The sequence below is a fragment of the Haloferax sp. AS1 genome (genome assembly GCF_014530665.1).
GTDB lineage: Archaea > Halobacteriota > Halobacteria > Halobacteriales > Haloferacaceae > Haloferax > Haloferax volcanii.
The window spans coordinates 91,722-115,951 of sequence record NZ_SPSA01000001.1 but is presented as its reverse complement, the minus strand read 5'-3'; the positions used below and the strand labels follow the sequence as shown (position 1 = coordinate 115,951).

The following is a 24,230-nucleotide window of genomic DNA, read 5'->3' as shown; positions in this document are numbered from 1 at the left end:
CACGGAGACACGACACACGACACAATGCTCGAAACCACCCACTTCACCGACATCGACGACATCAGCGCATCGGAGTTAGACCGCGTTCTCACCCGCGCCGCCGACATCAAGTCCGGCGACGACGAGACGCAGCTCACCCGAGCGACGCTGGCGATGCTCTTCGAGAAACCGAGTACCCGGACGCGTGTCTCCTTCGAGACGGGGATGACCGAACTGGGCGGCCACGCGCTGTTCCTCGGCCCCGAGGACATCCAGCTCGGCCACGGCGAGCCGCTTTCGGACACCGCGCGCGTGCTGGGTCGCTACGGCGACGCCATCATGGTCCGCCTGTTCGAACACGAGGACCTCCTCGAAATCGCGGAGCACTCCGACGCGCCGGTCATCAACGGCCTGACCGACGACGCCCACCCCTGCCAGACGCTCGCCGACCTGCTCACCATCCGCGAACACGTCGGCGACTTCGACGAGGTGTCCGCGGCGTGGGTCGGAGACGGCAACAACGTCGGCCAGTCGTTCGTCCTCGGCTGTGCGATGGCCGGCATCGACCTCACCGTGGCGACCCCGCCGGAGTACGGCGTCGACGACGACGTGCTCGAGAAGGCCGCCGAACTCGGCTCGACGCCGACGATTACGACCGACCCCGAGGAGGCCGTTTCGGACGCGGACGTGGTCTACACCGACGTGTGGATTTCGATGGGCCAGGAGGACCAGCGCCACGAGAAACTGCAAGCGTTCGAGGGGTTCCAACTCAACGAGGAGTTGCTCTCGGGGACCGACGCGCAGGTCATGCACTGCCTGCCGGCCCACCGCGGCGAGGAGATTACCGGCGACGTGCTCGAAGGCGAGCGCTCGCTCGTCTGGGACCAGGCGGAGAACCGCCTGCACGCCCAGAAGGGTCTCATCGTCGAACTGCTCGAATAAATTCGGGTCCACGGCGGTCGCGGCTCTTTGCAGCTTCTCAGAAGACGCCGTCGAGCGCGGAGGTACGCTCTACCGTTCCCGTCGCCTCCGGCGGTGTCGAGGCCTCCGAGCCTTTTAATCGGATGGCGGCCGAGATTCTCCCGTGGCCCACGCCAACGGCGCACCCGACGACGGCGACGCGGACGGAGCGTGGCGGTTCTTCCCGTACGACGAGCCGTACCCCAATCAGGAGGCGGCGATGTCCGGCATCGCCGACGCGCTCGGCGACGAGCGGAACGTCCTCCTCGAAGGGGCGACCGGGACCGGGAAGACAATCTCCGCGCTCGTGCCCGCGCTCTCGTACGCCCGCGAGCACGACAAGACGGTCGTCATCACGACGAACGTCCACCAGCAGATGCGCCAGTTCGTCGAGGACGCCCGCGCCATCACCAGAGAGGAGGCCATCCGCGCGGTGGTGTTCCGCGGGAAATCCTCGATGTGCCACATCGACGTGGGTTTTCAGGAGTGTCAGACCCTCCGCGATACGACCCGGAGCATCGTCGAAAAGGAGTCCGACAAGGCCGAACTCTCCGAGCAGGCGCAGTCGCTCCTCGACGGGATGCGAGAGGGTGAGTCCGGCGCGGCCGACGCGCGAAGCGCCGTCACGGACGAACTCGACGCCATCGACGACGAACTGGAGGAGTTGAAAGAAGGCAACTACTGCGAGCACTACTACAACAACCTCACGCGGAACACGGACGAGTTCTTCCAGTGGCTGTTCGACGACGTGCGGACGCCCGACGAGATTTTCGAGTACGCGGGCAAGCAGAACCTCTGCGGCTACGAACTGCTCAAGGAGGGCATGGAGGGCATCGACCTCGTCGTCTGCAACTACCACCACCTGCTCGACCCGATGATACGCGAGCAGTTCTTCCGATGGTTGGACCGCGACCCCGACGACGTGATTACGGTGTTCGACGAGGCGCACAACATCGAGGGCGCGGCCCGCGACCACGCGAGTCGCGCGCTCACCGAGAACACGCTCGAAAGCGCGATGACCGAGTTGGAAGACGAAGACGACTCGCGGGCCGAGAGCGCCCGCAACGTCATCGGAACGTTCCTCGACGCGCTGCGCGACAGCTACGAATCGGCGTTCGGCTTCGGCGAGCGCGAGCAGGTCGGTGAGAACTGGTACGACCTCTCTATCGCCAGTCAGGGTCGTCGCGACGACCTGACGATGGAGTTCCTACAATCCTACGAGGGCCGCGGCATCGACGTGGAGGTCGAACTCGCGCTCCAGTTGGGCAAGCAGTTAGACGAGCAGTACGAAGACGCGTACAAGAACGGCGAGGCGACGACGCGCAAGGAGTGCCAGACGCTCCAGGCGGCGAACTTCATCGCTGACTGGACGGAGTTGGGCGACGAACTCGGCCGCCACCCGATGCTGTCGGTCCGCCGCGACGGCGGCACCGACGAGATTTACGGCCGCGCGGAACTGTACACCTGTATCCCGCGGGAGGTCACGAAGGAGCTGTTCGAGGAGGTTCACGCGAGCATCCTGATGTCGGCGACGCTCCGCCCGTTCGACGTGACGGAAAGCACGCTCGGCCTCGACGACCCGGTGACGATGGCCTACGGCCTCGAATACCCCGAGGAGAACCGCCGGACGTTTTCGGTCTCGCTGCCCGCGCTGTTCTCCTCCGAGCGCGACGACCCCGGCACACAGGAGACGGTCGAGGAGGTGCTCGCGGACGCCGCCGGCTTCACGCCGGGGAACACGCTCGCGTTCTTCCCGTCGTACGCCGAGGCCGAGCGCTACCACGAGCGCCTGCGGGCGAACCCGAACGTCGACGCGGAGCTGTTTTTAGACGAACCGGGCGTCCGCGCCGAGGAGATGCGCCGGGAGTTCGTCGCCGAGGACGGCGCGGTGCTTCTCACCTCGCTGTGGGGGACGCTCGCGGAGGGGGTGAGCTTCGACGGCGACGACGCCCGAACGGTCGTGGTCGTCGGCGTACCCTACCCGCATCTCTCCGAGCGATTGGAGGCGGTACAGGACGCCTACGACCGCGTCTACCGTCGGAAAAAGGACGCCGGCTGGCGCTACGCCGTCGAGATTCCGACGATTCGAAAGACCCGACAGGCGCTCGGCCGGGTCATCCGCGCGCCCGACGACTTCGGCGTCCGCGTGCTGGCCGACAAGCGGTACACCCGCGAGAGCACCTCGATGGGGAAGTACGGCGTCCGCGGGTCGTTCCCGGTCGAGGAACGCTCCGAGATGGTCGATATCGCGCCGAACAAACTCAAGTTCGCGATGCTGAACTTCTACACCGACCACGACGCCTACGACGGCGACCCGCCGCGGCCCTGAGCCTGAGCGGGTCGCGCTCGGCGCGGAAAAGCCGGTCGCGACCGCCGTGCGATTCTTACCTGTTCGAACCAACACAGGGTGATGAGTGCGACCCCTCCCGGCCCGAAGGGCCTCCCGTTGTTCGGCGCGAGCAGACAGTACGCCCGCGACCCGTTTACGTTCCTGACGGCCGTCGCGGACGCCTACGGCGACGTGGTCCACTTCGACCTCGGCCCGCTGGACACGTACATGCTCACGAACCCGGCGGACGTAGAGACGGTGCTCGTGAGCGAGGCGTCGAAGTTCAGAAAGCCGCAGTTCCAAGACCGCGCCATCGGCGACCTGCTGGGCGACGGCCTGCTGATGAGCGAGGGCGCGACGTGGAAGAGACAGCGCCAGCTCGCCCAGCCGGCGTTCGACGTGCGGCGCATCTCGACGATGGCCGGCATGATGACCGACCGGACGGAGTCGATGCTGTCGTCGTGGGGCGACGGCGACGTAGTGGACGTGCAACTGGAGATGGCGCGGCTGACCGTCGAGATAATCGTCGACGCCATGTTCGGCACCGACCTCGACGACGAGCGCATCCGGCGGGTACAGGAGAACCTCGAACCGCTCGGCGCGCGGTTCGAACCCGACCCGCTTCGGTTCCTGACGCCCGACTGGGCACCGACGCGGGAGAACCGCGAGTACAAGCGGGCGCTGTCCGAACTCGAATCGCTCGTCTGGGACATCGTCGAGGAGCGCCGCGGGACCGAGTACGGCGAGACGCCGGCGTCGTCGGTGCCGGCCGACGCGACGGGCGAGGAGCGGCCGATGGACCTGCTTTCGATTCTGCTCCGCGCCTACGACGAGGGCGAACAGACCGAGAAGAACCTCCGCGACGAGCTAATGACGATGCTCCTCGCGGGCCACGACACGACGGCGCTGACGCTGACGTACGCGTGGTATCTGCTCTCGCAACACCCCGAGGCGGAGGCGAAGCTCCACCGCGAACTGGACGAGGTGCTCGGCGGGCGGACGCCGACGTTCGAGGACGTGCGAAAACTGGAGTACACAGAGCGCGTGCTGAACGAGGCGATGCGGCTGTATCCACCGGTGTACGTCATGTTCCGCGAGCCGAAGGTGGACGTTCGCCTCGGCGGCTACCGCGTCCCCGCGGGGTCGGCCATCATGCTCCCGCAGTGGGTCGTCCACCGCTCGGAGCGCTGGTGGGACGACCCGTTGGAGTTCGACCCGGACCGCTGGGCACCCGAGCGGGCCGGCGACCGCCCGCGCTTCGCGTACTTCCCGTTCGGCGGCGGGCCGCGCCACTGCATCGGCAAGCACCTCTCGCTGCTCGAAGGGCGGCTCATCCTCGGCACCGTCGCCCAGCGGTACGAACTCGATTACGTCCGCGACGAGCCGTTTTCGCTCCGCGGGTCGCTGACGATGCACCCGGAGGAGCCGATGGGGATGCGGCTCCGGACGCGCGACTGACGGCGCGACCAGCGGACACGGGCGCACCGCCGACGCCGGTCGAACCCTCGCCGTCAGGCCGGGAGCAAAATCGAGGCCGTGGTCTCGCGGAACGACGAGTCGTAGATATCGAGCTGCGAGACGGTCCACTCGATGGAGTCGAGCGGTTGGCTCGCGACCGCGCGGGCGTCCGCGACGCTGCCGCCGCGAGCGAGCGTGACGTGCGGGACGTAGTCGTCGCCCTCGATTCCCTCGATAGCGCCGAACTCGTCGGTGAGCGTCCGGTGGAGGTCGAGAAGGCCGGGGCTGTCGACCGCGAGGTAGACGACCGGCGCGGCTCCGCGGGGCGGCTCCTCGAAGAATCGGATGTCAGTGACGCGGGCTTCGAACGCCGGTTGGCCGGCGAGCGCGCGCCGCAACTGTTCGCGGAGGCGGTCGAGGTCGGCGTCTTCGAACCGCTTGCAGACGAGCGTGTGCCGGTCGCGAACCCGGTCGAACGGGGCGAGGTACGGAAACAGGTCGGACGCGAGGCGGGCGACCCGCCCCGGAACCGGGACGTTCAGACTGTACACGCCCGTGTCTCACGCGAGAGACACAAAGGCGTATCGTCGTCGCCGCGGGAACGTCAGATTCGGTCGAGCAGCCAGAGGACGATGAGCGCCGCGACGACGAGTCCCAAAAGCGGCTGGAGCGGGCCGAGCAGCGCACCGAACAGCCCGAGCACCTCACCGATGATTTCGAGGACGAGCCAGACGAGGACGAGCAGGAGGATGATTTTCAGCAGGTCCTCCACGTCGATTCGGCCGCGGTTCGTTCGCATACCGGGGCGTGAGGCGTTCGCGGACAAATAGTTGGTGGCCGGGTGAGTGGGTAGGTGAGTAGCCGGCTAGCTTTATTCCGTCTCGGTGTCACTCTCCACCATGGACAGCCTGTTCTACCAGCTCGGGAAGCTCTCGGCGTCCTCCTCGTCGTCTTCGTCGTCGGGCGCGGAGCGGGTCGACAGCGACCCCGGCCGACTCCCGCGGTGGCTCGCCCCCCTCGCGGTCGCGGTGGTCGTCTTCGGCCTCGCGGTGGTCGTCTTCCCCGTCACGCCGCTGACGCTCGCGGGCTACGTCGTCCTCGCGCTCGCCGTCGCCGCGGTGTACGACGCGGTCGAAATCGTGCAGGCGTACGAAAAGCGGACGCTCACCGTGTTCGGGGACTACAAGGGCATCCTCGAACCGGGGCTGAACGTCGTCCCGCCGTTCGTCTCGAAGACCTACCGCTTCGACATGCGGACCCAGACGCTCGACGTGCCCTCCCAAGAAGCCATCACGGAGGACAACTCGCCGGTCACGGCCGACGCGGTGGTCTACATCCGCGTGATGGACCCCGAACGCGCCTTCCTGCAAGTCGACAACTACCGCCGGGCCGTCTCGCTGCTCGCCCAGACGACGCTCCGAGCCGCCCTCGGCGACATGGAACTCGACGACACGCTGGCGCGCCGCGACCACATCAACGCGCGCATCCGCCGGGAACTCGACGAGCCGACCGACGAGTGGGGCGTCCGCGTGGAGTCCGTCGAGGTCCGCGAGGTGAAGCCCTCGAAGGACGTCGAGAACGCGATGGAACAGCAGACCTCCGCCGAGCGCCGCCGCCGCGCCATGATTCTCGAAGCGCAGGGTGAACGTCGCTCCGCCGTCGAGAAGGCGGAGGGCGACAAGCAGTCGAACATCATCCGCGCGCAGGGCGAAAAGCAGTCGCAAATCCTCGAAGCGCAGGGCGACGCCATCTCGACGGTGCTTCGGGCCCGCGCGGCGGAGTCGATGGGCGAGCGCGCCATCATCGACAAGGGCATGGAGACGCTGGCGAACATCGGCACCTCGCCGTCGACGACGTACGTCCTGCCGCAGGAGCTCACGTCGCTGCTCGGTCGCTACGGCAAGGGGCTGTCCGGCTCGGACGTACAGCAGGCGGCGGGACTCGAAAGCAAGGCGTTCGACGAGGAGACCCGCGAACTCCTCGGCCTCGACGACATCGGCGAGATACTCGGGGAGTTGGACGGCGTCGAGACGGCCGATATCTCCGCGGACGCGGTCGACATCGAAATCGAAGACGGCGGCGTCGAGGCTGAGCGCGTCGAGTGAGCGAAAATCGAAGGCGCGAATCAGTCGGAGACCCGTCCGACGCACCGGGGCCCGGTGCAGCGTCGTGTCCGGTCTGCGGGGGCGACCGGCGCGAGTCCCGTCGTCCGACCGTCGCGGTTCGGTGAGGCGCGAGGCGGACGTGAGACGGGAGCGGCTCGGTGCGTCGACTCTCGGGTCGCGGTTGTTTCCCGCCCGTCCGGTCGAACGAGAGTCGGAACCCTCCGGGAACGTCCTCCCGAACGCGGACGAGAGACGGGCGTCGGCGTCCCACCACCGGTCTGCGGTTCGCGCAGACACCATTCGATACGCAATAAACACTATTAATTGTCTAGGTTGTTGAAACGTGCGGGGCGTTCACCGACCAATCGACAACCCGAGCGATTAATCGCCTTTATTTCTATTTTTCAAGAGGTAGAATAATTTAACCACGTCCGACTCTGACGGTGTGGCATGCAACAGCAATCGTCGGTCGAGACGCGGTCGTTGTCGGCGTCTCGCGCCGAGATGAGCGAGATTCTGATGCCCAACGACACGAACAACCTCGGACGCGCCCTCGGCGGGCGGATTTTAGAGTGGATGGACGTCTGCGGGGCCATCGCCGGGCGGCGCTTCGCCGAGCGGCAGGTGGTCACGGCGTCGATGGACCACGTGGACTTCCTCGCGCCCATCGACGTGGGCGACGTGGTGACCGTCGAGGCGTACGTCTTCGACACCGGTCGCACCAGCATGGACATCAAGGTGGACGTGACCGCCGAGCGCCCGAGCGAGGGCGACCGCCGCGAGACGCTCACCTCCTTTTTCACCTTCGTCGCGCTCGACGACGACGAGAAGCCGGTTCCGGTCCCGGACCTCGTCTGCGACTCCCAAGAGGAGCGCGAACTGCGCGACGCGGCGCTCCAGAAGCGCCGCGAGCACCGCGCCGCGCTGGCAGAAGAGTTCGAGTAACGCGGCCCGCGAGCGAGCCGCGGGTGTTTATTCTTCGTCCGCCGCGCGGACGGTCAACACCGGCGCGTCCGACTGCCGGACGACGCGCTCGGTGACGGAGCCGACGAGGTAGTGGTCGAGACCGGTGCGGCCGTGGGTCGCCATCACGACGAGGTCGATGTCGCCGTCGGCGGCGTAGTCGACGATAGTCGAGTGCGGCACGCCCTCCACGACGATGCGTTCGGTCTCGACGCCCTCGGGGAGCGCCTCGATTGCGGCGTCGGCCGCCGACTCCGCGCGGTCGAGTTCGGATTTTTCCCACACGTCCGGCGCGATGCCGGCCGAGGGCGACTCGAAGCGATTGCGCGAATCGGCCACCGACAGCACGTGGACCGTCGCGCCGTAGGTCTCCGCGAGGGTCGCCGCGTGTTCGATGGTCGCGTCGGTCGCGTCGCTGCCGTCGGTCGGAAGCAGGATGTGGTCGTACATGGGTGGGAGTTCAGAATCGAGGACTGTGAAAGTGGTGCCAGTGGGGGTGGTTCGGGTGGTCGTGAGTCGTTAGATACCCAGCGCCATCAGGAACAGCGCCAGCGAGATGACGGCGAAGAGGACGCCGACGAAGTTCTTGATGACGCTGGTCTCCAGCGCGTTCGACACGTAGGGCGCGATTTGGCCGCCGAGGACCGTCGCGGGGACGGTGAAGACGACCATGTTCCACGGCGTCGTCGCGAGGCTCAGCGAGTGGCCGCCGACGAGGCCGCCGCCGAAGACGTGGACGAGCGACGCCAAGATGGCGGTCAGCGCGACCACGATGTGGTTCGTGCCGATGGCGACGCGGACGGGGACTTTCGTGCCGAGCATCGAGATGATGCCGAGTTCACCGATACCGAAGCCGGCGAGGCCCTGGAACATCCCGCCGACGCTGTAATTGGCGAAGCGACGCAGGTAGCCGCCGCGGGTGTAGGTGTAGTCGTCACCGTCGCGGTCGACGCGGGTGACGGTGCCGTCGTCGGCCGTGTTGACGCCCGCGGGGCCGAGCTTACCGGGGTCGTTGGGGAGGCTCGCGGAGACGCCGCCGTCGGTGGCCGCGGCGTGGTCGGAGTCCGACGAGCCGTGGTCCTCGTGGCCGAGGTCGGCGTTGAAAAGCAGGTACGACGCGGCGAGCAGCGCGATGCCGAGCAGCGCGTGGAACACCACGTCGGGGATGACGAACGACAGGAGCGCGCCGCCGACGACGAACGGAATCGACCCGCCGACGAGCGTCAGCGCCAGCCGCCGGTCGACGAGACCGTACTGGATGAAGGCGACGGCCGAACTGGAGAGGCCGAACGCCTCGCTGATGAGGCCCACCTTGACCAGCGTCGACGAGTCGAGCGGGTGCGCGAAGATGGGGAAGATGAAGATGAGGAACGGGACGAAGAGCGCCGACCCGCTGATGCCGACCGTGTTCACGATGGTCGCGCCGGTGAGGAACACCGGGAACAGCCACCAGTACTGGAGCCAGTACTCCATGCCTGCACCCGACGGCGTCGGTGCCATGGTGAACACCGAGACGAGGAACAGCAGGGGAGCGATGAACACGAGGATGTGTTGGTACTTCAGGAACGACTTCTGAACGTGACTGAGAGACTGAGAGCTCATGGTTCTCGTTGTTGTCAGTTCGCAGTAGCGTCCGCGTGCACTCGCGTGGAGTGACGCGTCGAAAACAGCCCGTTTGCCGAGTCATCAGCGGCACCGACCCGCGCGCGTTCACCGTCTCCCGAGGATGCGACCGCGTCGCACACCGGGAGGACCGGCGTGCGGTGGTCGCCCGAACTGTCGAGCACGGAGTGCTCGAATCCGCGGACCATTCAGGTAATACCTCCGTTGGGGTAGGCGTGGTGAACGGAGTGGGTTGCAGGCTCGTCCGCCGAGGTGCGGATCACGGTGGAACGGGCATAGCGAAGTCGGAGTAATAAGTCTTGATGTCGACCCACTGATTTGGGTACGGACCACACACCGACGCGCGTCGAAAAACCAGTAACATGTGTTTCTATCCAAAATCTGCGCTCACTCGTTGAGTTCGAACGCCCGTCTGACCAGCGCCCGTTCGGTCTCGTAGGTGAGCCGTTGGAGGGCTTCGACCGGGGTAACCCACTGGCGCGCGTCCACCTCGGCGTCGGGCTCGAACTGGTGCTCGTCGACGACGCGCATGTGCCAGACGAACACGCCCTTCGGCCCGCTCTGTGTCTCCGCGTCGTCGGGGACGCGGTACTCGTAGCGGCCGGCGAACCGGCCGCAATCGACCTCGCATCTCGTCTCCTCGCGGACCTCTCTGACGGCGGTCTCGACCAGCGTCTCGCCGGGTTCGAGTTTCCCCTTCGGGAGCGACCAGTCGTCGTAGCGCGGCCGGTGGACGAGACAGAGCCGGCCGTCGTCGCGGCGGAGAAGCCCGCCGGCCGCGAACGTCAGGGTTGGGGGGTGAGACACGGCCGGTCAGAACTCGTCCGGCGGCGTCAGGCCGTCGTCGCTGTCGCCGTCGTGTTCGTCCGGGTACTCGGGTGCGACGCCGTCTTCGAGCGCGTCCACGTCGAACTCGCGGCGGAGCGTCTGGATGCGGTCGCGGATGTCGGCGGCGAGTTCGAACTCGAGGTTGTCGGCGGCCTCCTGCATCCGGTCTTCGAGGAAGGCTATCTGTTCGACGGCTTCGTCGGCGTCGGCGGGGGCGTCCCCGGAGACGCCGCGGGTGTCGGTCTTGCTCCCCGGCAGGTTCGTCTCCCCGACCTCCTTTTCGATGGTCGTCGGCGTGTAGCCGTGTTCTTCGTTGAACTCCTGTTGGATGCGGCGGCGGCGCTGCGTCTCGGAGATGGCGGCCTCCATCGCGTCGGTCATCTCGTCGGCGTAGAGCACGACCTCGCCGTTGACGTTGCGGGCGGCGCGGCCCATCGTCTGGACGAGCGTGGTCTCGGAGCGCAGGAACCCCTGCTGGTCGGCGTCGAGGATAGCGACCAAGGAGACTTCGGGGATGTCGAGGCCCTCGCGGAGGAGGTTGATGCCGACGAGTACGTCGATGTCGCCGAGGCGGAGCGACCGGATGAGTTCGTGGCGTTCGAGCGTGTCGGTCTCGTCGTGCATGTAGGCCACGTCGACGCCGGCCTCTTCGAGGTACTCGGTGAGGTCCTCGGCCATCCGCTTCGTGAGCGTCGTGACCAGCACGCGCTCGTCGCGGTCGATGCGCTCGTCGATGCGGGCCATCAGGTCGTCGACCTGCCCGGTCGCCTCCGTCACCTCGACTTTCGGGTCCACGAGGTGGGTCGGCCGGACGATTTGCTCGACGATTTGGTCGGAGTGCTCGCGCTCGTAGTCGCCGGGCGTCGCGGAGACGAAAAGCGTCTGCCCGACGGTCTCTTCGAACTCCTCGAAGGTGAGCGGGCGGTTGTCGTAGGCCGTCGGCAGGCGGAAGCCGTTTTCGACAAGCGAGTCCTTTCGGGACTTGTCGCCGGCGTACTGGCCCTTAATCTGCGGGAGCGTGACGTGCGACTCGTCGATGACGGTGAGGAAGTCGTCGGGGAAGTAGTCCAGAAGCGTGTAGGGCGCGTCGCCGGGTTCGCGGTCCGAGAGGTGGACCGAGTAGTTCTCGATGCCGGAGCAGTGACCCGTCTCGCGGAGCATCTCGATGTCGAAGGTGGTGCGCTCTTCGATGCGCTGGGCGGCCACGAGGTCGCCCTGTCGCTGGAAGTGCTTCACCCGCTGTTCCATCAGCTCCTCGATTTCCGAGATTGCGCCTTCGAGCTGTTCTTCGGGGATGGAGTAGTGCTCCGCCGGGTGGACGAGCACCGCCGGCTCCGACGACTTCACCTCGCCCTCCAGCGGGTCGAGCTTCAGCATGCGGTCGATTTCGTCGCCCCAGAACTCGATGCGGACGGCGTAGCGGCCGTACATCGGGAACACCTCAACGGTGTCGCCGCGGACGCGGAACGTTCCCTGCCGGAAGTCCACGTCGTTGCGCTCGTAGTTGAGGTCGACGAGGGCGCGGAGCAGTTCGTCGCGGTCCATCCCCTGGCCGACCTCCAGCCGGAGGGACATGTCGGTGTAGTTTTTCGGGTCACCGAGGCCGTAGATGGCCGACACCGAGGCGACGACGATGACGTCGTCGCGGGTGAGAAGCGACCGGGTCGCGGAGTGGCGGAGCCGGTCGATTTCCTCGTTTATCGACATGTCCTTGTCGATGTAGGTGTCGGTCTGTTCGATGTACGCCTCGGGCTGGTAGTAGTCGTAGTAGGAGACGAAGTACTCGACCGCGTTGTCGGGAAAGAGGCCCTTGAACTCCTCGTACAACTGGGCGGCGAGCGTCTTGTTGTGCGCGAGGACGAGCGTCGGCTTCTGAATCTCCTCGACCACCCACGAGACGGTGTTGGTCTTGCCGGAGCCGGTGACACCGAGCAGGGTCTGTACGTCGGCACCCTCGCGGAAGCCGCGGGCCAGCGCCTCGATTGCCTCGGGTTGGTCGCCCGCGGGGTCGAAGGGGGCGTCGACGCGGAATTCGCGGTCTGCGTCGGGTCTGTCGGCGGACAGGGGACCGGACTCGCTCATTGTCCGTCCTTGGGTCGCGGCGTACTTGAGCGAGGCGGTGCTTGTCGCCGGAGGAACGGTTTTGGGGCGGGCTATCGAACGTTCCCGTATGACGAGAGCCGAACTCGAACGCGCGAGCAACCTGCTCAAGGACGCCGCCGAGGCGACCGAGGGCGACGTACAGGAGCGACTCTACGAACAGTCCGACCAGCTGGCGACGCTGGCGACGCGCGAGCAGGGGCCGGACCACGGGCGACTCGCCCGGCACATGACGGTCCTTCACGACCTCGCCGAGGCCCTCGACGGCGACGCGGCCGAGACGGTCCGCGAGGCCCGAAGCGAGGTCCTCGAATACCGCAAGGGCGTCCCCGGCGTCTGACGACCGGCGGACATACCCCCTCGTTTCTACTGGAACTCACTCACATACGCCGCGCGTCGGTGCTGTCGGCGCGCGGTGAACGAAAACGGATTTTCACGCCGAGCGGGTCGCCAACGGCGGCCCCGGCGCGGAGACAGGTGATTGCTTAACAGACGTTCTTCGGCTTGACGCCCATGCCTTCGAGCGTCTCGACGTACTCGTCGTAGGCGGCTTCGACCACCGCGTCGGCGGCCTCGCGGGCGACGGCGTCGTCGTCGACGAGGTCGGAGACGGCGGCTTCGAGCGTGTCGAGTTGGTCGTTGAGGTCGGATTTGAGCGTGCGGAAGTCGTTGGCGGCCATCGGGTCCGCGTCACCGACGAAGAAGCCGACCATCTGCTCGACGGTCTTCAGCGACACGAGCGCGCGGGCGAGCGCGCCGCCGAGGCGGCCGTCGGTCGTCTCGAACTCGGCGAGCACGTCGTAGACGTTCGGCTTCGAGCCGTCGGGTTCCGCGCCGACGGCCTCGGCGTGGTCGCGGGCGGTGTCCGCGAGGTCCGAAAACAGCGCGGCGGCCTCGTCGTTCGGTTCGTCGTCGGCCCACCAGTCGAACAGGTCGGCGGCGGCGGCGGCCTCGGCGGCGGCGGCCGCGCGGACCGCGTCGCCGTCCATCTCGCCGCCGGTGACGGCGTACAGCGCCTTCGAGGAACCGAGTCGGGAAAGCGGCGTCTCGTGGTCGTCGCGGAGGGTATCGAGGAGTTCGGTCATACGGTTCCGTATGTCCGTCTCGGGTTTGTACCCATCGGCGGCGGCGAGTCCGGCGCGAGTCCGCGACGGACGGGGGACGACCGGGGAGGGCCGACGAGCCGCCGATTCGTGACATTCAACCGAGCCGAATCCGCCCGAATATTAAACATTATATATTGTATTATCATGAAGTAATCCGGACTATGACAAACGCTATCAGGCAGGCGGCGGAGCGGAGTTCGAAACTGGTCGAACAGTACCTCCCCGACGCGTTCCTGTTCGCCATCATCCTCACGGGCGTGGCGTTCGCGCTGGCGCTGGTCTCGGTCGCGCCGGGCGAGGGGACCGGCATCGTCGGACACGCCGGAGACCTCCTCGTCGACGGCTGGTACGGCGGCTTCTGGAACCTGCTTTCGTTCGGGATGCAGATGACGCTCATCCTGATGACGGGCTACGCGCTCGCGCAGACGAAGCCGGTAGACCGGCTCCTGACGCGACTCGCGGGCGTCCCGAGCACCGAGCGCGGCGCGGCCGCGATGGTTCCGGTCGTCGCCGCCGCGGCGTCGTTCGTCCACTGGGGTCTCGGCCTCGTCGTCGGGGCGCTTTTCGCCCGGAAGATAGCGACCGAGATGCGCGGCATCGACTTCCCCATCGTCGTCGCCGGCGCGTACTCCGGCTTCGTCGTCTGGCACGGCGGCCTCGCGGGGTCGATTCCGCTGTTGTTGAACACCGAGGGGAACTTCCTCATCGAAGCGGGCATCCTCGACGCGACGTTCGGCACCGGCGGGACCATCTTCACGGTCGCCAACCTCGTGTTGGTCGTCGCGGTCGGCTTCCTCTTCCTGCCGGCGCTGTTCGCGCTCATGTACCCGACCGACGAGACGAAGAAGACGCCCATCGACCCCGCGGAGTTCGAGGCGGCGACCGACGGCGGCGAGCAGGCGACGGGCGGATGGGCCTCCACGACCGTCCCCGATGACGCCTCGCTCGCGACGCGCATCGAGCACTCGCTCGGCATCGGCGTGGCAATCGGCCTCGTCGGCCTGCTCGCGGTCGCCCTGTACTTCGTCGAGGGCATCCAGAACGGGACGATGCCGTGGAACAACCTCAACCTGAACATCGTCAACTTCGGCTTCCTCTTTCTCGGCCTGCTGTTCCACGGGACGCCCAAGGCGTACATCGAGGCCATCGTCGAGGCCGTCGAGAACGTCTGGGGCATCATCCTCCAGTTCCCCTTCTACGCCGGCATCATGGGCATCATGGCCTACGCGCCGGAGGGCTCGGTCAGCCTCGCCACGCAAATCGCACAGGGCATGGTCGCCGTCGCGCCCGACGGGACGCTCCCGGCGTTCGCCTTCTTCACCGCCGGCCTCGTGAACTTCTTCGTCCCCTCCGGCGGGGGCGAGTGGGCGGTCATCGGCGAGACGCTCGTCACGGCCGCGAAGGCGTCCGGCGAGTCCATCCCGCGGGTCGCCGTCGCCGCCTCGTGGGGCGACGCGTGGACCAACATGATTCAGCCCTTCTGGGCCATCCCGCTTCTCTCCATCAGCGGCCTGTCGGTCCGCGACATCATGGGCTACTGCGTGATGGTGCTTCTCGGCGCGGGCGTCATCGTCGCTGTCGGCATCAGCGTCCTCCCGATGTAAGCCGCAAAAAGAACCGTACGGTCGGTTTCGAATCGAACTGAGAGCGAACCGAGGCGGCTCAGTTACCCTTCTCGACGGGCGCGCCGACGAGGTTGCCCCACTCGGTCCACGAGCCGTCGTAGTTGGTGACGTTCTCGTAGCCGAGGAGTTCGTGAAGGGCGAACCACGCGATGGACGAGCGCTCGCCGATGCGGCAGTAGGCGATGGTGGACTCGTCGCCTTCGATGCCCTGGTCCGCGTAGAGGTCGCGGAGTTCGTCGGCGGACTTGAAGGTGCCGTCGTCGTTGACGGTCGCGGCCCACGAGATGTTGCTCGCGCCGGGGATGTGGCCGCCGCGCTGGGCGGTCTCCTGCAGTCCCGGGGGCGCGAGAATCTCGCCGGAGAACTCTTCGGGCGAGCGAACGTCGACGAGGGGAAGGCCCTTGTCGACCGCCTTCTCGACGTCGTCGCGGTACGCGCGGATGTCCTCGAAGGGACCCTTGGCGGTGTAGTCTTGCTCCGGGAAGGACGGGACTTCGTCGGTCGTCGGATAGTCGTTGTCGACCCAGTAGTCGCGGCCGCCGTTCATGAGGTGAACGTCCTCGTGGCCGTAGTACTTGAACTGCCAGTAAGTGTAGGCGGCGAACCAGTTGGAGTTGTCGCCGTAGAGGACGACCGTGGAGTCCTCGGAGATACCGTGCGAACCGAGGAGGTCCTCGAAGTCCTCCTTGGTCAGCACGTCGCGGGTCGTCTGGTCCTGCAGTTGGGACTCCCAGTTGAACCCGATGGCACCGGGGGCGTGACTCTCGTCGTACGCCTCGGTGTCCACGTCCACTTCGACGAGTCGGTACGCCGCGTCGTCGCTCTGGAACTCGTCGAGGTGGCTCTCCACCCAGTCCGCGGAGACGAGTACGTCCTTCGCGTAATCGGAGTTTGACATCGCGTTTCCCCGTACAACAGGAAGGCCCATAACTCTCACAGCGACGGCATGTACGGCCTGACCTCGGGTGATGCGGCAATATTATCCTGAGTATGCCCCGAGAGACGACGAAAGGGATTCAGAGAACGGCCGTCTCGGACGGTATCAGGCCGGTATCCAACGGAACCAGCAACAACATCCGCTACCCCGGACACGGGGCGAGGGGTGCGAAGAAGGTCGGACCTAAACCCGCGGCCCGGAAACGTGGGGGCATGGTAGACGTGGTCTCTCCGACGTGGCTCGCGGACCGACTCGACGACGTGCGCGTGGTGGACGTGCGCGACGGCTGGGAGTTCGACGGCATCGGACACCTCCCCGGTGCGGTGTCGATACCGTTCGACAGTTTCCGAAGCGCCGACGGCGACGTGGGGATGCTTCCCGGCCGCGACGCGTGGACCGACCTCCTGTCGGGCGCGGGCGTCGCGGCCGACGACGACGTGGTCGCCTACGACGACACCCACGGCGTCTTCGCGGCCCGATTTCTCGTGACCGCGCTCCTCTACGGCCACGACCCCGAGCGACTCCACCTCCTCGACGGCGACTTCAGCGCGTGGAACCGCGAGCGCGAGACGACGACGGAGGCGGGCGAGGTCGCGGGAACGGTCTACGAGATAACCGAGCCGGCCGAGACGCCGCTCGTGGATTTCGAGGCCGTCGAGGCCGCGCTCGACGACCCCGAGACCGTCATCGTGGACACCCGCGACCCCGCGGAGTACGACGAGGGCCACCTCCCCGGCGCGGTCAACCTCGACTGGCGCGAACTCGTCGACGACGAGACGCGCGGGCTGAAACCGCGGGACGAACTCGACGCGATTCTGGACGCCGCGGGCGTCACCCCGGACCGGCGGGTCGTCCTCTACTGCAACACCGCCCGGCGCATCAGCCACACCTACGTCGTGCTCTCGCACCTCGGCTACGACGACGTGGCGTTCTACGAGGGCAGCCTCACCGAGTGGGAGGAGCGCGACGGCGCGGTCGTCGAGGGCTGACGAGCGAGGTTACGGCTGACTCGGGTCGACCGAGTCGTCCGCGGACTCGTCGCGCTCGTCGCCGTCACCGCCCACGTCGTCGACGCGTAACTCCGCGCCGAGCAGGTCCACCGACTCCGCGAGGAGCGCGACGACGAGCGGGCCGGCGATGATGCCGACCGGGCCGAGGCTGAGCAGGCCGCCGACGAAGCCGACGAAGTAGAGGCTCCCCGGCAGGTCGGCGGTCTCTTTTGCGAGTCGGGGACGAATCAGGATGTCCGGGAGCCACGCGACCGCGAACCCGCCGACAGCGACGACGAGCGCGGCGGCGACGAAGTCGCCGACGGCGGCGTGGTAGGCGGCCATCGCCGCGAGCAGGACGCTCGGGCCGACGATGGGGATGAACTGGAGGACGGCCGCGACTGTCGCGAGCGTGACGACGTAGTCGTAGCCGAGCGCCCAGAAGACGACGAGACCGATGGCGAACGTGCCGACGGCGGTCGCCGCCTGCAAGACGTAGATGGCGAACAGCGTCTCGCGAGCCCGCTCGTTGAGCGCCGTCGCCGCGTCCCGGTAGTCGGCCGGGACCAGCGCGAGGAGCGTCCGCCCGACCGCGTCGCCACTGAGGAGCAGCGCGAACACGAGGAAGCCGAACAGCGTGAGTTTGATGAGGACCACGGGCGCGGCGGTGGCGGCGGTGCGGCCGACCGACCGGAGCAACCCGAGACCGACCGCGACCACGTCGTCCAGCGTCACCGTCTCGACCATCCCGAGGAACTCGATAGTCACCACGTCGGGGAGGAGCGCCGCGAGTTCGAGGATGTCGCTCAGGCGGAGAAAGAGGATGACGACGAGCGGCGCGAGCACGACGCCGACGCCGACCGCCGCGACGACGGTGGCGGCGAGGCTGGCGACCCACCGGGAGGCCCCGCGCGCTTCGAGGCGTCGCCTGAGCGGGACGAGCAGGTAGGCGACGGTGATGGCGAAAAACACCGTCGCCAGCACGTCTACGAGCAGGACCGCCGCGAGGAGCGCAAAGAGGGCGAACACGCCGCCGAGGACGTACGGGCGAGAAGCAGTCATCGCCCGTGATACTCTCGCTGACGGTAAAGCCGTTCTCCCGGGACAACCCTCGAAACCGACTGATTCGGCCGTTTACCCGGCCCCGCGAACATCACGCCCGTTAAGTACCACAGAGTACAACAACCGAGTAATGAGACGACGTAGCTTCCTCAGGGCCGCCGGGGCGGGAGGCGTCTCCGCGCTCCTCGCCGGCTGTACCGGGACCGGCGGCGAGCAGACGACGACCGAGGCCTCGGGCGACGCGACCGAGACGACAGCGACGACCGAGGGGACGACCGCGGGCGGCGAGTCGCGGACGCTCACCGTCGGCACCTACGGCTCGTTCGTCGACGCGCCGAGTTCGAGCCCCGGCCCGTGGCTGAAAGAGACGTTCGAGTCGGAGTTCGACGCGACGCTGGAGTGGCAGACGCCCGACTCGGGCGTGAACTACTACATCGAGCGCGGCCTCCGGGGCGTCGAGTCCGGCGCGGACCTCTACGTCGGCCTCGACGCGCAGATGCTCGTCCGCATCGACCGGGAGCTCGACGAGGCGCTGTTTTCGCCCGCCGAGGGGCTGTCCCGCATCGACGACGTAAAGGAGGGGCTGAACTTCGACCCGCAGGGCCGAGCGGTCCCCTACGACACGGGCTACATCTCGCTCGTCTACGACGAGACCTACGGCGACGGCGACTTCGTCGCCCCCGAGACGTTCGACGGCCTGCTGGACTCCGAGTACGCGGGCGCGCTCCTCGCGCAGAACCCCACGTCGTCGGCGACGGGGCAGGCGTTCCTGCTCCACACCATCGACGCCAAGGGCGAAGACGGCTACCTCGACTACTGGGCGAGCCTGAAGGAAAACGACGTGCGCGTCCTCGGCAACTGGGAGGACTCCTACAACGCCTACTCGAACGGGGAGGCCCCGATGGTCGTCTCGTACTCGACCGACCAGGTGTTCGCCGCCGAGTCCGGCGAGGACATGGCGAGACACCAGATTCGCTTCCTGAACGACCAGGCGTACGCCAACCCCGAGGGGATGGCCCCCTTCGCGGACGCGTCGAACCCCGACCTCGCGGTCGAGTTCATGGACTTCATGCTCCGGCCCGAGGTGCAGGCCGAAATCGCCGTCCGCAACGTCCAGTTCCCGGCGACGACCACCTCCGAACTCCCCGAGGACTTCGCGCAGTACGCCCAAGAGCCGCCGGAAGCCGTCACGTTCTCGTACGACCGGCTTCAGAACAACCTGAGTGACTGGACCGACGCGTGGGCCCGCGAGTTCGCCAGTAAGTGAGGTGAGCCGGTGAGCCGCGCCTCGGCCTCGGTTCGCCGGGTCGCCCGCGCCCTCGAACAGCGGCTGCTCACCCTCGTCGCGGCGCTCACCGCCGTCGTCCTTCTGGTCCTGTTTTACTACCCCGTCGCCACCGTCTTCGCGGACGCCGTCCTCGCCGACGGCCGGCTCACCGTCGAGCCCATCGCGGCGGTGCTGACGAGCGAGTTCTACCTCGTCGACATCATCTGGTTCACGGCGAAACAGGCGTTCTACTCGACGCTCGCCAGCCTCGCGCTCGGCCTCCCCGCCGCGTGGCTGTTCGCCCGCTTCGAGTTCCGCGGCCGCGAGACGCTCCGCTCGCTCACCATCCTCCCGTTCGTCATGCCCTCCATCATGGTCGCCATCGGCTTCGTGGCGACGTTCGGCCGCAACGGGACGCTGAACCGCGCGCTCTCTCTCGTCGGCCTCCCGCCGGTCGAACTGCTGTTCACGCTCGAAGCCATCGTCGTTGCCCACGCGTTCTACAACGCCCCGCTCGTCGCCCGCGTCGTCACCGCGGCGTGGGAGAGCGTGGACGCCCGAACCGTCGAGACCGCCCGCTCGCTCGGCGCGAACCCGCGGCGGGCCTTCCGCGACGTGGTCCTCCCGCAACTCCTGCCGTCTATCGGCGTCGGCGCGACCCTGACGTTCATCTTCACCTTCGCGTCGTTCCCCATCGTCCTCGCGCTCGGCGGCTTCCAACTGGCGACCATCGAGGTGTTCGTCTACTCGCGGGTGCGGGACCTCGCGTACGCCGAGGCCGCCAGCCTCGCGGTCGTCGAGACGGCCGTTTCGATTACGCTGACCGCAGTCTACCTCCGGTACGAGGCCAGCCAGCGCTCGGCCGGCGGCGCGGCGAACCCGCTTCCCCGTCGGTCCGTCCTTCCCGCCGACTGGACGCCGAAATCGACGCTCCGGACGGTCGGCATCGCCGGTTACGCCCTCGTCGTCGGGCTGGTGTTCGTCGTCCCCGTCGCCAGCATGGTGCTGGCGAGCGTCACCGGCGGCGACGGCGGCCTCACCCTCGCCAACTACGCCTTCCTCGCCGAGCGGCAGGCGACCGGCGCGAGCTTTCAGGTCAAGCCCCTGCCGGCCATCCTGAACTCGCTGGGCTTCGCCGCGGGGACGCTCGTCGTGGCCGTCCCGATGGGCGTGACGATGGCCGTCCTCACGACCCGCCGGTACCGCGGGCGCGGCCTCATCGACGTGCTCTCGATGGCTCCGTTCGCCGTCTCGGGCATCGTCGTCGGCCTCGGCCTGCTCCGCGGGCTGGTGTTCGGCGTCGACGTGTTGGGCACGCGAATCCGCGTCACCGGCGCGCTCGCCATCGTCGCGGCCCACGCCGTCGGCGCGTACCCCTTCGTCACCCGGAACGTCGCGCCGCTTTTCGCCCGGCTCGACGGCCGGCTCGTGGAGTCCGCGCGCTCGCTCGGCGCGACCAGAACCCGCGCGCTCGTGGATATCGAACTGCCGCTCGTCTGGACCGGCGTCGTCGCGGGCGCGGCGTTCGCCGTCGCCATCAGCATCGGCGAGTTCGACTCGACCATCATCCTCGCGGAGGGCGCGGGAAGCTACACGATGCCCGTCGCCGTCGAGCGATTCCTCGGCCGACGGCTCGGCCCCGCGACGGCGATGGGCTGTCTCCTGCTTCTCGTCACGTCCGCCAGCTTCCTCGTCGTCGACCGCTTCGGCGGCCGGTGGGGCGAGCTATGAGGGAGCGCGGAGGGCGAAGCGAGAGCGGGCCGCAGCGAGCCAAACTCGGAGAGTCGCGGGAAGTGAGAATTATGCCCGTCCGCCGGCGAGGGGAGCACGTGACTTCGGAGGCGAACCCGTGAGACTCGAACTCGACGCGGTGTCCAAACGCTACGGGTCGGCGACGGCGCTCGATTCCGTCTCGCTGTCGGTCGACGACGGCGAGTTCTTCACGCTCGTCGGCCCCTCCGGCTGCGGGAAGACGACCACGCTCCGCTGTATCGCCGGCTTCGAGTCCCCGACCGAGGGGACCGTCCGCTTCGACGGCGAGTCGATGGCCGGCGTCGCGCCCGAGTCGCGGGGCGTCGGCGTCGTGTTCCAGAACTACGCGCTGTTCCCGCACCTCAGCGTCGGCGAGAACGTCGCCTACGGCCTCCGCTTTACCGACCCGCCGGGCGGCGGCTCCCGCGACGACCGCGTCGCGGAACTGCTTGACCTCGTCGACCTCGCGGGGTTCGAAGACCGCGACCCCGACTCGCTATCTGGCGGCCAACAACAGCGCGTCGCGCTGGCTCGCGCGCTCGCGCCCGGCCCGGACCTGCTGCTCCTCGACGAGCCGATGTCGGCGCTGGACGCCCGACTCAGGGACCGTCTCCGCCGGCAGGTAAAGCGCATCCAGTCGGACCTCGGCGTGACGACCGTCTACGTCACCCACGACCAGTCGGAGGCGCTGGCGGTCTCGGACCGGGTGGCCGTCCTCAACGGCGGCCGCGTCGAGCAGGTCGGCCGCCCCCGCGAACTCTACCGCCGACCGCGGACGCGGTTCGTCGCGGAGTTCCTCGGCGAGAACAACGTCCTCGACGGCGTCGTCGAGTCTCGACCGGAAACGGGGGGGATTCGCGTCGGCGTCGGCGACGCGGTGTTCACGTTGGCCGAGGGGCGGCGGGTGCTCGGGGAGGCGGGGTCGAGAGCGGGAGCCGGCGACGAACTCACCTTCTGCGTCCGCCCCGAACAACTCCGGGCCGGCGCGGGGACGAACAAAATTCGGGGGACCGTCGTCGACACCGAGTTTCAGGGGGCGACGACGCGGGTCAGACTCGACTGGGGCGGGACGGAACTCGTCGTGGCGGTCGAAGACGGCGGCGAACAGTCGGACGCGGGGTTCGAGGTCGGGACGACGCTGGAAGTCGGATTCGCCCCGGCGTCGGCTCACGTCGTCGAATAGGTCGAGACGGTCGGTTTTTCCGCCGTCTCAGGGCGCGACGCCGACGGTCAGGAGCGTGCCGAACGTCCGGTAGCGCTCGACCATCGCCTCGCGGGTCTCCCAGTCGTCGGTCGGGAACTCGGTCGCCGCCGGGATGTCGATGTCGAGGTCGGCGATGGAGTCCTGTTCCGCGACGTGGAGGCCGGCGTCGCGGAACGCCTCGCGGTACTCCGCGTGGGACCAGCGGGTCATGTCGATGGAGATGAGCTCCTGCCACTCGTGGGAGTGGACGTTCTCCTCGTAATAATTGACCGCGCAGTAGAACGTGCCGCCCGGCTTGAGGATACGAGCGATTTCTTCGAGGGTGTGGTGCGGGTCGGCGGCGTAGTAGAACGCCTCCATCGACCAGACGTGGTCGACGCTGTCGTCGTCGAACGGGAGGTCGTCGAAGTCGCCGACGAGAAACGAGAGGTCGTCGGTGTCGGTGTACGCGCGGGCGTTCTGGACCATCTCGGGCGAGCCGTCGAGGCCGAACCCGCGGCCGATACCCTTCGTGTCGCGGAGCGCGCGGAGGGCGTAGCCGCTTCCGGTCCCGAGGTCGACGACGGTGTCGCCTTCCTCGACGGGCATCCGTGCGAGCGCGTGCTTCGCGGTGTGCCAGTGTCGGTCCTCCATGCCCTTGTCGCGGCCGTCGGCCGCCCAGGCGTCGAACTCGTCGCGGACGCTCATATCGGAGCCTCGCGCGCCGGGGTGAAAATGCGTTCGGACCGGACCGCACAGACGGGCGAGTCCGACGACGACCCGGTCGCGCCCCCCGTCGCGCCTTTTAATTGCCGCCGTCACGACGACGGGGTATGGTCGGAGTCCGCCGTCGGTTCGCGCTCGCCGACACCGCCCAGCAGGTCGTCGGCGGCTTCCTCCTCGCGGGGCCGTTCGTCGTCACCGAGGAGGTGTGGGTGCTCGCGCGGAGCATGTCGTTCGCGCAGGCGCTTCTCACGCTCATCATCGTGCTCGCGGTCGGCTACGGCGCGCTCTACAAGGCCGACGACCGCGACCCCGACAGAGAGCGCGAGGTCGGCGGGATTCCCGTCCGATTCATCTCGCTCATCTCCGTCTCGTATCTCTCCGTGTTCATCCTCGCGCTCGCGTTCGACGCGCCGGGGACGTTCCTCTCGGACGTGTCGGGAGAGGTTCTCGTCTCCGTGCTCGGATACGAACTCGACCTCGCGGTGCTCCGCATCACGCTCAAGGCGACGAGCGTCGGCGCGGTGTTCAGCGTCATCGGCGCGGCCACGGCCGACTCGCTGTTCTGACCTCGCCCGGAGGCGTGAACATACGTTACGATTCCGGGACGACGCCGCCCGAGCGGCATGAAGGATTAAGTCGGCAGGGTAACTGCTTGGGGTATGGATTACGAGCTCGCCATCGAAGACGCGCCCGAAACGATTCCGGGCGGCACAGGTATCTTGCTCCTTCATCCGAGCATCGGCGAGACCGACCGTATCGACACCGACTTCTTCAAGGTCGACACCGACCGCTTCCTCGTCATCTCGACGCGGACGACCGCGCGCGAGGTCGAACAGAAGCTGGAACACTACGAGGTCGACGAGTCCAGCGCCACCATCCTCGACACGCTGTCTATCGAGCGCGGCTACTCCCGGCGCAGTTCGGACAACATCCACTACGTCGCGGCCCCCGACGACCTCGACGCCATCGTCGAGAAGACCCGGCAGTTCCTCGAACGCCACGACGGGAAGCTCCGGCTCAGCGTCGATTCGGTCACGGAGATGGCCTACTACGCCGACGAGGACCGCGCCTTCGAGGCGACGAAACAGATTCTCGAACTGCTCGACGAGTTCGACGCGGTGGGGCTGTTCCACCTCTCGAAGGAGGTCCACGACCAGGAGACGCTCGACCGCTTCCGCGAACTGTTCGACGGCGTCGTCGACCTCAACGAGGACGGCACCGTCACGACCGAGTTCTGA

Annotated in this window: 24 protein-coding genes; 13 read left to right on the top strand and 11 right to left on the bottom strand. The window is 67.6% G+C overall.

Features of this window, described 5'->3' with window-relative positions; all coding sequences use genetic code 11:
• The first annotated feature begins 24 nt into the window (after nucleotides 1-24).
• From argF to E4P24_RS00550, 3 genes are all read left to right on the top strand, one after another.
• Nucleotides 25-921, top strand: a complete 897-nt coding sequence (gene argF, locus E4P24_RS00560) for an ornithine carbamoyltransferase (protein ID WP_004065839.1) — start codon at nucleotides 25-27, stop codon at nucleotides 919-921.
• Between the two features lie 142 nt (nucleotides 922-1,063).
• A complete protein-coding gene (locus E4P24_RS00555) occupies nucleotides 1,064-3,268 on the top strand; it encodes an ATP-dependent DNA helicase (RefSeq protein ID WP_188147969.1) in 2,205 nt (734 codons plus the stop codon).
• Nucleotides 3,269-3,349: 81 nt separating this feature from the next.
• Complete coding sequence (locus E4P24_RS00550; RefSeq protein ID WP_115801977.1) at nucleotides 3,350-4,726, top strand: cytochrome P450; 1,377 nt, start codon at nucleotides 3,350-3,352, stop codon at nucleotides 4,724-4,726.
• 53 nt (nucleotides 4,727-4,779) lie between these two features.
• Here E4P24_RS00550 and E4P24_RS00545 read toward each other — a convergent pair whose 3' ends face one another.
• Complete coding sequence (locus E4P24_RS00545; RefSeq protein ID WP_188147968.1) at nucleotides 4,780-5,277, bottom strand: 2'-5' RNA ligase family protein; 498 nt, start codon at nucleotides 5,275-5,277, stop codon at nucleotides 4,780-4,782.
• A gap of 53 nt (nucleotides 5,278-5,330) precedes the next feature.
• Nucleotides 5,331-5,525, bottom strand: coding sequence for a hypothetical protein (locus tag E4P24_RS00540; RefSeq protein WP_004045037.1), 195 nt, complete (start codon nucleotides 5,523-5,525; stop codon nucleotides 5,331-5,333).
• 100 nt (nucleotides 5,526-5,625) lie between these two features.
• Between E4P24_RS00540 and E4P24_RS00535 the strand changes: the two genes are divergently transcribed.
• On the top strand, nucleotides 5,626-6,831 hold the full coding sequence (locus tag E4P24_RS00535) for an SPFH domain-containing protein (RefSeq protein ID WP_004065844.1): 1,206 nt from the start codon (nucleotides 5,626-5,628) through the stop codon (nucleotides 6,829-6,831).
• 450 nt (nucleotides 6,832-7,281) lie between these two features.
• On the top strand, nucleotides 7,282-7,776 hold the full coding sequence (locus E4P24_RS00530; RefSeq protein ID WP_004045032.1) for an acyl-CoA thioesterase: 495 nt from the start codon (nucleotides 7,282-7,284) through the stop codon (nucleotides 7,774-7,776).
• A gap of 27 nt (nucleotides 7,777-7,803) precedes the next feature.
• Here the strand turns inward: E4P24_RS00530 and E4P24_RS00525 are convergent, their stop codons facing one another.
• From E4P24_RS00525 to uvrB, 5 genes are all read right to left on the bottom strand, one after another.
• Nucleotides 7,804-8,244: a universal stress protein gene (locus E4P24_RS00525; RefSeq protein ID WP_004065845.1), complete on the bottom strand. Its 441-nt coding sequence runs from the start codon at nucleotides 8,242-8,244 to the stop codon at nucleotides 7,804-7,806.
• Between the two features lie 69 nt (nucleotides 8,245-8,313).
• Nucleotides 8,314-9,396: a sulfite exporter TauE/SafE family protein gene (locus E4P24_RS00520; protein WP_004065846.1), complete on the bottom strand. Its 1,083-nt coding sequence runs from the start codon at nucleotides 9,394-9,396 to the stop codon at nucleotides 8,314-8,316.
• 14 nt (nucleotides 9,397-9,410) lie between these two features.
• Nucleotides 9,411-9,605, bottom strand: coding sequence for a hypothetical protein (locus E4P24_RS00515; protein WP_008605979.1), 195 nt, complete (start codon nucleotides 9,603-9,605; stop codon nucleotides 9,411-9,413).
• A gap of 199 nt (nucleotides 9,606-9,804) precedes the next feature.
• Nucleotides 9,805-10,224: an NUDIX hydrolase gene (locus E4P24_RS00510; protein WP_006600856.1), complete on the bottom strand. Its 420-nt coding sequence runs from the start codon at nucleotides 10,222-10,224 to the stop codon at nucleotides 9,805-9,807.
• Between the two features lie 6 nt (nucleotides 10,225-10,230).
• Complete coding sequence (uvrB, locus tag E4P24_RS00505) at nucleotides 10,231-12,327, bottom strand: excinuclease ABC subunit UvrB (RefSeq protein ID WP_188147967.1); 2,097 nt, start codon at nucleotides 12,325-12,327, stop codon at nucleotides 10,231-10,233.
• Nucleotides 12,328-12,415: 88 nt separating this feature from the next.
• On the opposite strand from uvrB, the gene E4P24_RS00500 reads away from it, so the two are divergent.
• On the top strand, nucleotides 12,416-12,685 hold the full coding sequence (locus tag E4P24_RS00500; RefSeq protein WP_115801974.1) for a hypothetical protein: 270 nt from the start codon (nucleotides 12,416-12,418) through the stop codon (nucleotides 12,683-12,685).
• Between the two features lie 145 nt (nucleotides 12,686-12,830).
• Here E4P24_RS00500 and E4P24_RS00495 read toward each other — a convergent pair whose 3' ends face one another.
• Nucleotides 12,831-13,430, bottom strand: a complete 600-nt coding sequence (locus E4P24_RS00495) for a hypothetical protein (RefSeq protein ID WP_049896172.1) — start codon at nucleotides 13,428-13,430, stop codon at nucleotides 12,831-12,833.
• Nucleotides 13,431-13,612: 182 nt separating this feature from the next.
• Here E4P24_RS00495 and E4P24_RS00490 point away from each other — a divergent pair, with 182 nt between their 5' ends.
• Nucleotides 13,613-15,055, top strand: a complete 1,443-nt coding sequence (locus tag E4P24_RS00490; RefSeq protein ID WP_188147966.1) for a short-chain fatty acid transporter — start codon at nucleotides 13,613-13,615, stop codon at nucleotides 15,053-15,055.
• A 58-nt stretch (nucleotides 15,056-15,113) separates the two neighbouring features.
• Here the strand turns inward: E4P24_RS00490 and E4P24_RS00485 are convergent, their stop codons facing one another.
• On the bottom strand, nucleotides 15,114-15,974 hold the full coding sequence (locus tag E4P24_RS00485) for a sulfurtransferase (RefSeq protein WP_004065861.1): 861 nt from the start codon (nucleotides 15,972-15,974) through the stop codon (nucleotides 15,114-15,116).
• 251 nt (nucleotides 15,975-16,225) lie between these two features.
• On the opposite strand from E4P24_RS00485, the gene E4P24_RS00480 reads away from it, so the two are divergent.
• The gene (locus E4P24_RS00480; protein ID WP_188147965.1) at nucleotides 16,226-17,002 is read left to right on the top strand and encodes a sulfurtransferase; all 777 of its coding nucleotides are present in this window, start codon (nucleotides 16,226-16,228) and stop codon (nucleotides 17,000-17,002) included.
• A 9-nt stretch (nucleotides 17,003-17,011) separates the two neighbouring features.
• Here the strand turns inward: E4P24_RS00480 and E4P24_RS00475 are convergent, their stop codons facing one another.
• Nucleotides 17,012-18,064, bottom strand: a complete 1,053-nt coding sequence (locus E4P24_RS00475; protein WP_115801970.1) for an AI-2E family transporter — start codon at nucleotides 18,062-18,064, stop codon at nucleotides 17,012-17,014.
• A gap of 130 nt (nucleotides 18,065-18,194) precedes the next feature.
• Here E4P24_RS00475 and E4P24_RS00470 point away from each other — a divergent pair, with 130 nt between their 5' ends.
• From E4P24_RS00470 to E4P24_RS00460, 3 genes are all read left to right on the top strand, one after another.
• Nucleotides 18,195-19,331, top strand: coding sequence for a thiamine ABC transporter substrate binding subunit (locus tag E4P24_RS00470; protein ID WP_115891802.1), 1,137 nt, complete (start codon nucleotides 18,195-18,197; stop codon nucleotides 19,329-19,331).
• Between the two features lie 9 nt (nucleotides 19,332-19,340).
• Nucleotides 19,341-21,062 carry an iron ABC transporter permease gene (locus E4P24_RS00465; RefSeq protein WP_163488359.1) on the top strand — a complete coding sequence of 574 codons (1,722 nt, stop codon included), beginning with the start codon at nucleotides 19,341-19,343 and terminating at the stop codon, nucleotides 21,060-21,062.
• Between the two features lie 118 nt (nucleotides 21,063-21,180).
• Entirely contained in the window at nucleotides 21,181-22,266 is a 1,086-nt protein-coding gene (locus E4P24_RS00460; protein ID WP_188147964.1) for an ABC transporter ATP-binding protein, read from the top strand.
• A 27-nt stretch (nucleotides 22,267-22,293) separates the two neighbouring features.
• Here the strand turns inward: E4P24_RS00460 and E4P24_RS00455 are convergent, their stop codons facing one another.
• Nucleotides 22,294-22,974, bottom strand: a complete 681-nt coding sequence (locus E4P24_RS00455) for a class I SAM-dependent methyltransferase (RefSeq protein WP_008605397.1) — start codon at nucleotides 22,972-22,974, stop codon at nucleotides 22,294-22,296.
• Nucleotides 22,975-23,099: 125 nt separating this feature from the next.
• Between E4P24_RS00455 and E4P24_RS00450 the strand changes: the two genes are divergently transcribed.
• Both E4P24_RS00450 and E4P24_RS00445 read left to right on the top strand, forming a co-directional pair.
• Nucleotides 23,100-23,558, top strand: a complete 459-nt coding sequence (locus E4P24_RS00450) for a DUF2391 family protein (RefSeq protein WP_004044988.1) — start codon at nucleotides 23,100-23,102, stop codon at nucleotides 23,556-23,558.
• 93 nt (nucleotides 23,559-23,651) lie between these two features.
• A complete protein-coding gene (locus E4P24_RS00445; RefSeq protein ID WP_115801967.1) occupies nucleotides 23,652-24,230 on the top strand; it encodes a hypothetical protein in 579 nt (192 codons plus the stop codon).

Bases quoted from the DNA above. Each gene is read 5' to 3' on its own strand.
- E4P24_RS00500 (WP_115801974.1), top strand. From the start codon at position 12,416: ATGACGAGAGCCGAACTCGAACGCGCGAGCAACCTGCTCAAGGACGCC.
- uvrB (WP_188147967.1), bottom strand. From the start codon at position 12,327: ATGAGCGAGTCCGGTCCCCTGTCCGCCGACAGACCCGACGCAGACCGC.
- E4P24_RS00485 (WP_004065861.1), bottom strand. From the start codon at position 15,974: ATGTCAAACTCCGATTACGCGAAGGACGTACTCGTCTCCGCGGACTGG.
- E4P24_RS00535 (WP_004065844.1), top strand. From the start codon at position 5,626: ATGGACAGCCTGTTCTACCAGCTCGGGAAGCTCTCGGCGTCCTCCTCG.
- E4P24_RS00540 (WP_004045037.1), bottom strand. From the start codon at position 5,525: ATGCGAACGAACCGCGGCCGAATCGACGTGGAGGACCTGCTGAAAATC.
- E4P24_RS00450 (WP_004044988.1), top strand. From the start codon at position 23,100: ATGGTCGGAGTCCGCCGTCGGTTCGCGCTCGCCGACACCGCCCAGCAG.
- E4P24_RS00490 (WP_188147966.1), top strand. From the start codon at position 13,613: ATGACAAACGCTATCAGGCAGGCGGCGGAGCGGAGTTCGAAACTGGTC.
- E4P24_RS00470 (WP_115891802.1), top strand. From the start codon at position 18,195: ATGAGACGACGTAGCTTCCTCAGGGCCGCCGGGGCGGGAGGCGTCTCC.
- E4P24_RS00480 (WP_188147965.1), top strand. From the start codon at position 16,226: ATGGTAGACGTGGTCTCTCCGACGTGGCTCGCGGACCGACTCGACGAC.
- E4P24_RS00550 (WP_115801977.1), top strand. From the start codon at position 3,350: ATGAGTGCGACCCCTCCCGGCCCGAAGGGCCTCCCGTTGTTCGGCGCG.
- E4P24_RS00445 (WP_115801967.1), top strand. From the start codon at position 23,652: ATGGATTACGAGCTCGCCATCGAAGACGCGCCCGAAACGATTCCGGGC.
- E4P24_RS00495 (WP_049896172.1), bottom strand. From the start codon at position 13,430: ATGACCGAACTCCTCGATACCCTCCGCGACGACCACGAGACGCCGCTT.
- E4P24_RS00455 (WP_008605397.1), bottom strand. From the start codon at position 22,974: ATGAGCGTCCGCGACGAGTTCGACGCCTGGGCGGCCGACGGCCGCGAC.
- E4P24_RS00525 (WP_004065845.1), bottom strand. From the start codon at position 8,244: ATGTACGACCACATCCTGCTTCCGACCGACGGCAGCGACGCGACCGAC.
- E4P24_RS00515 (WP_008605979.1), bottom strand. From the start codon at position 9,605: ATGGTCCGCGGATTCGAGCACTCCGTGCTCGACAGTTCGGGCGACCAC.
- E4P24_RS00475 (WP_115801970.1), bottom strand. From the start codon at position 18,064: ATGACTGCTTCTCGCCCGTACGTCCTCGGCGGCGTGTTCGCCCTCTTT.
- argF (WP_004065839.1), top strand. From the start codon at position 25: ATGCTCGAAACCACCCACTTCACCGACATCGACGACATCAGCGCATCG.
- E4P24_RS00530 (WP_004045032.1), top strand. From the start codon at position 7,282: ATGCAACAGCAATCGTCGGTCGAGACGCGGTCGTTGTCGGCGTCTCGC.
- E4P24_RS00520 (WP_004065846.1), bottom strand. From the start codon at position 9,396: ATGAGCTCTCAGTCTCTCAGTCACGTTCAGAAGTCGTTCCTGAAGTAC.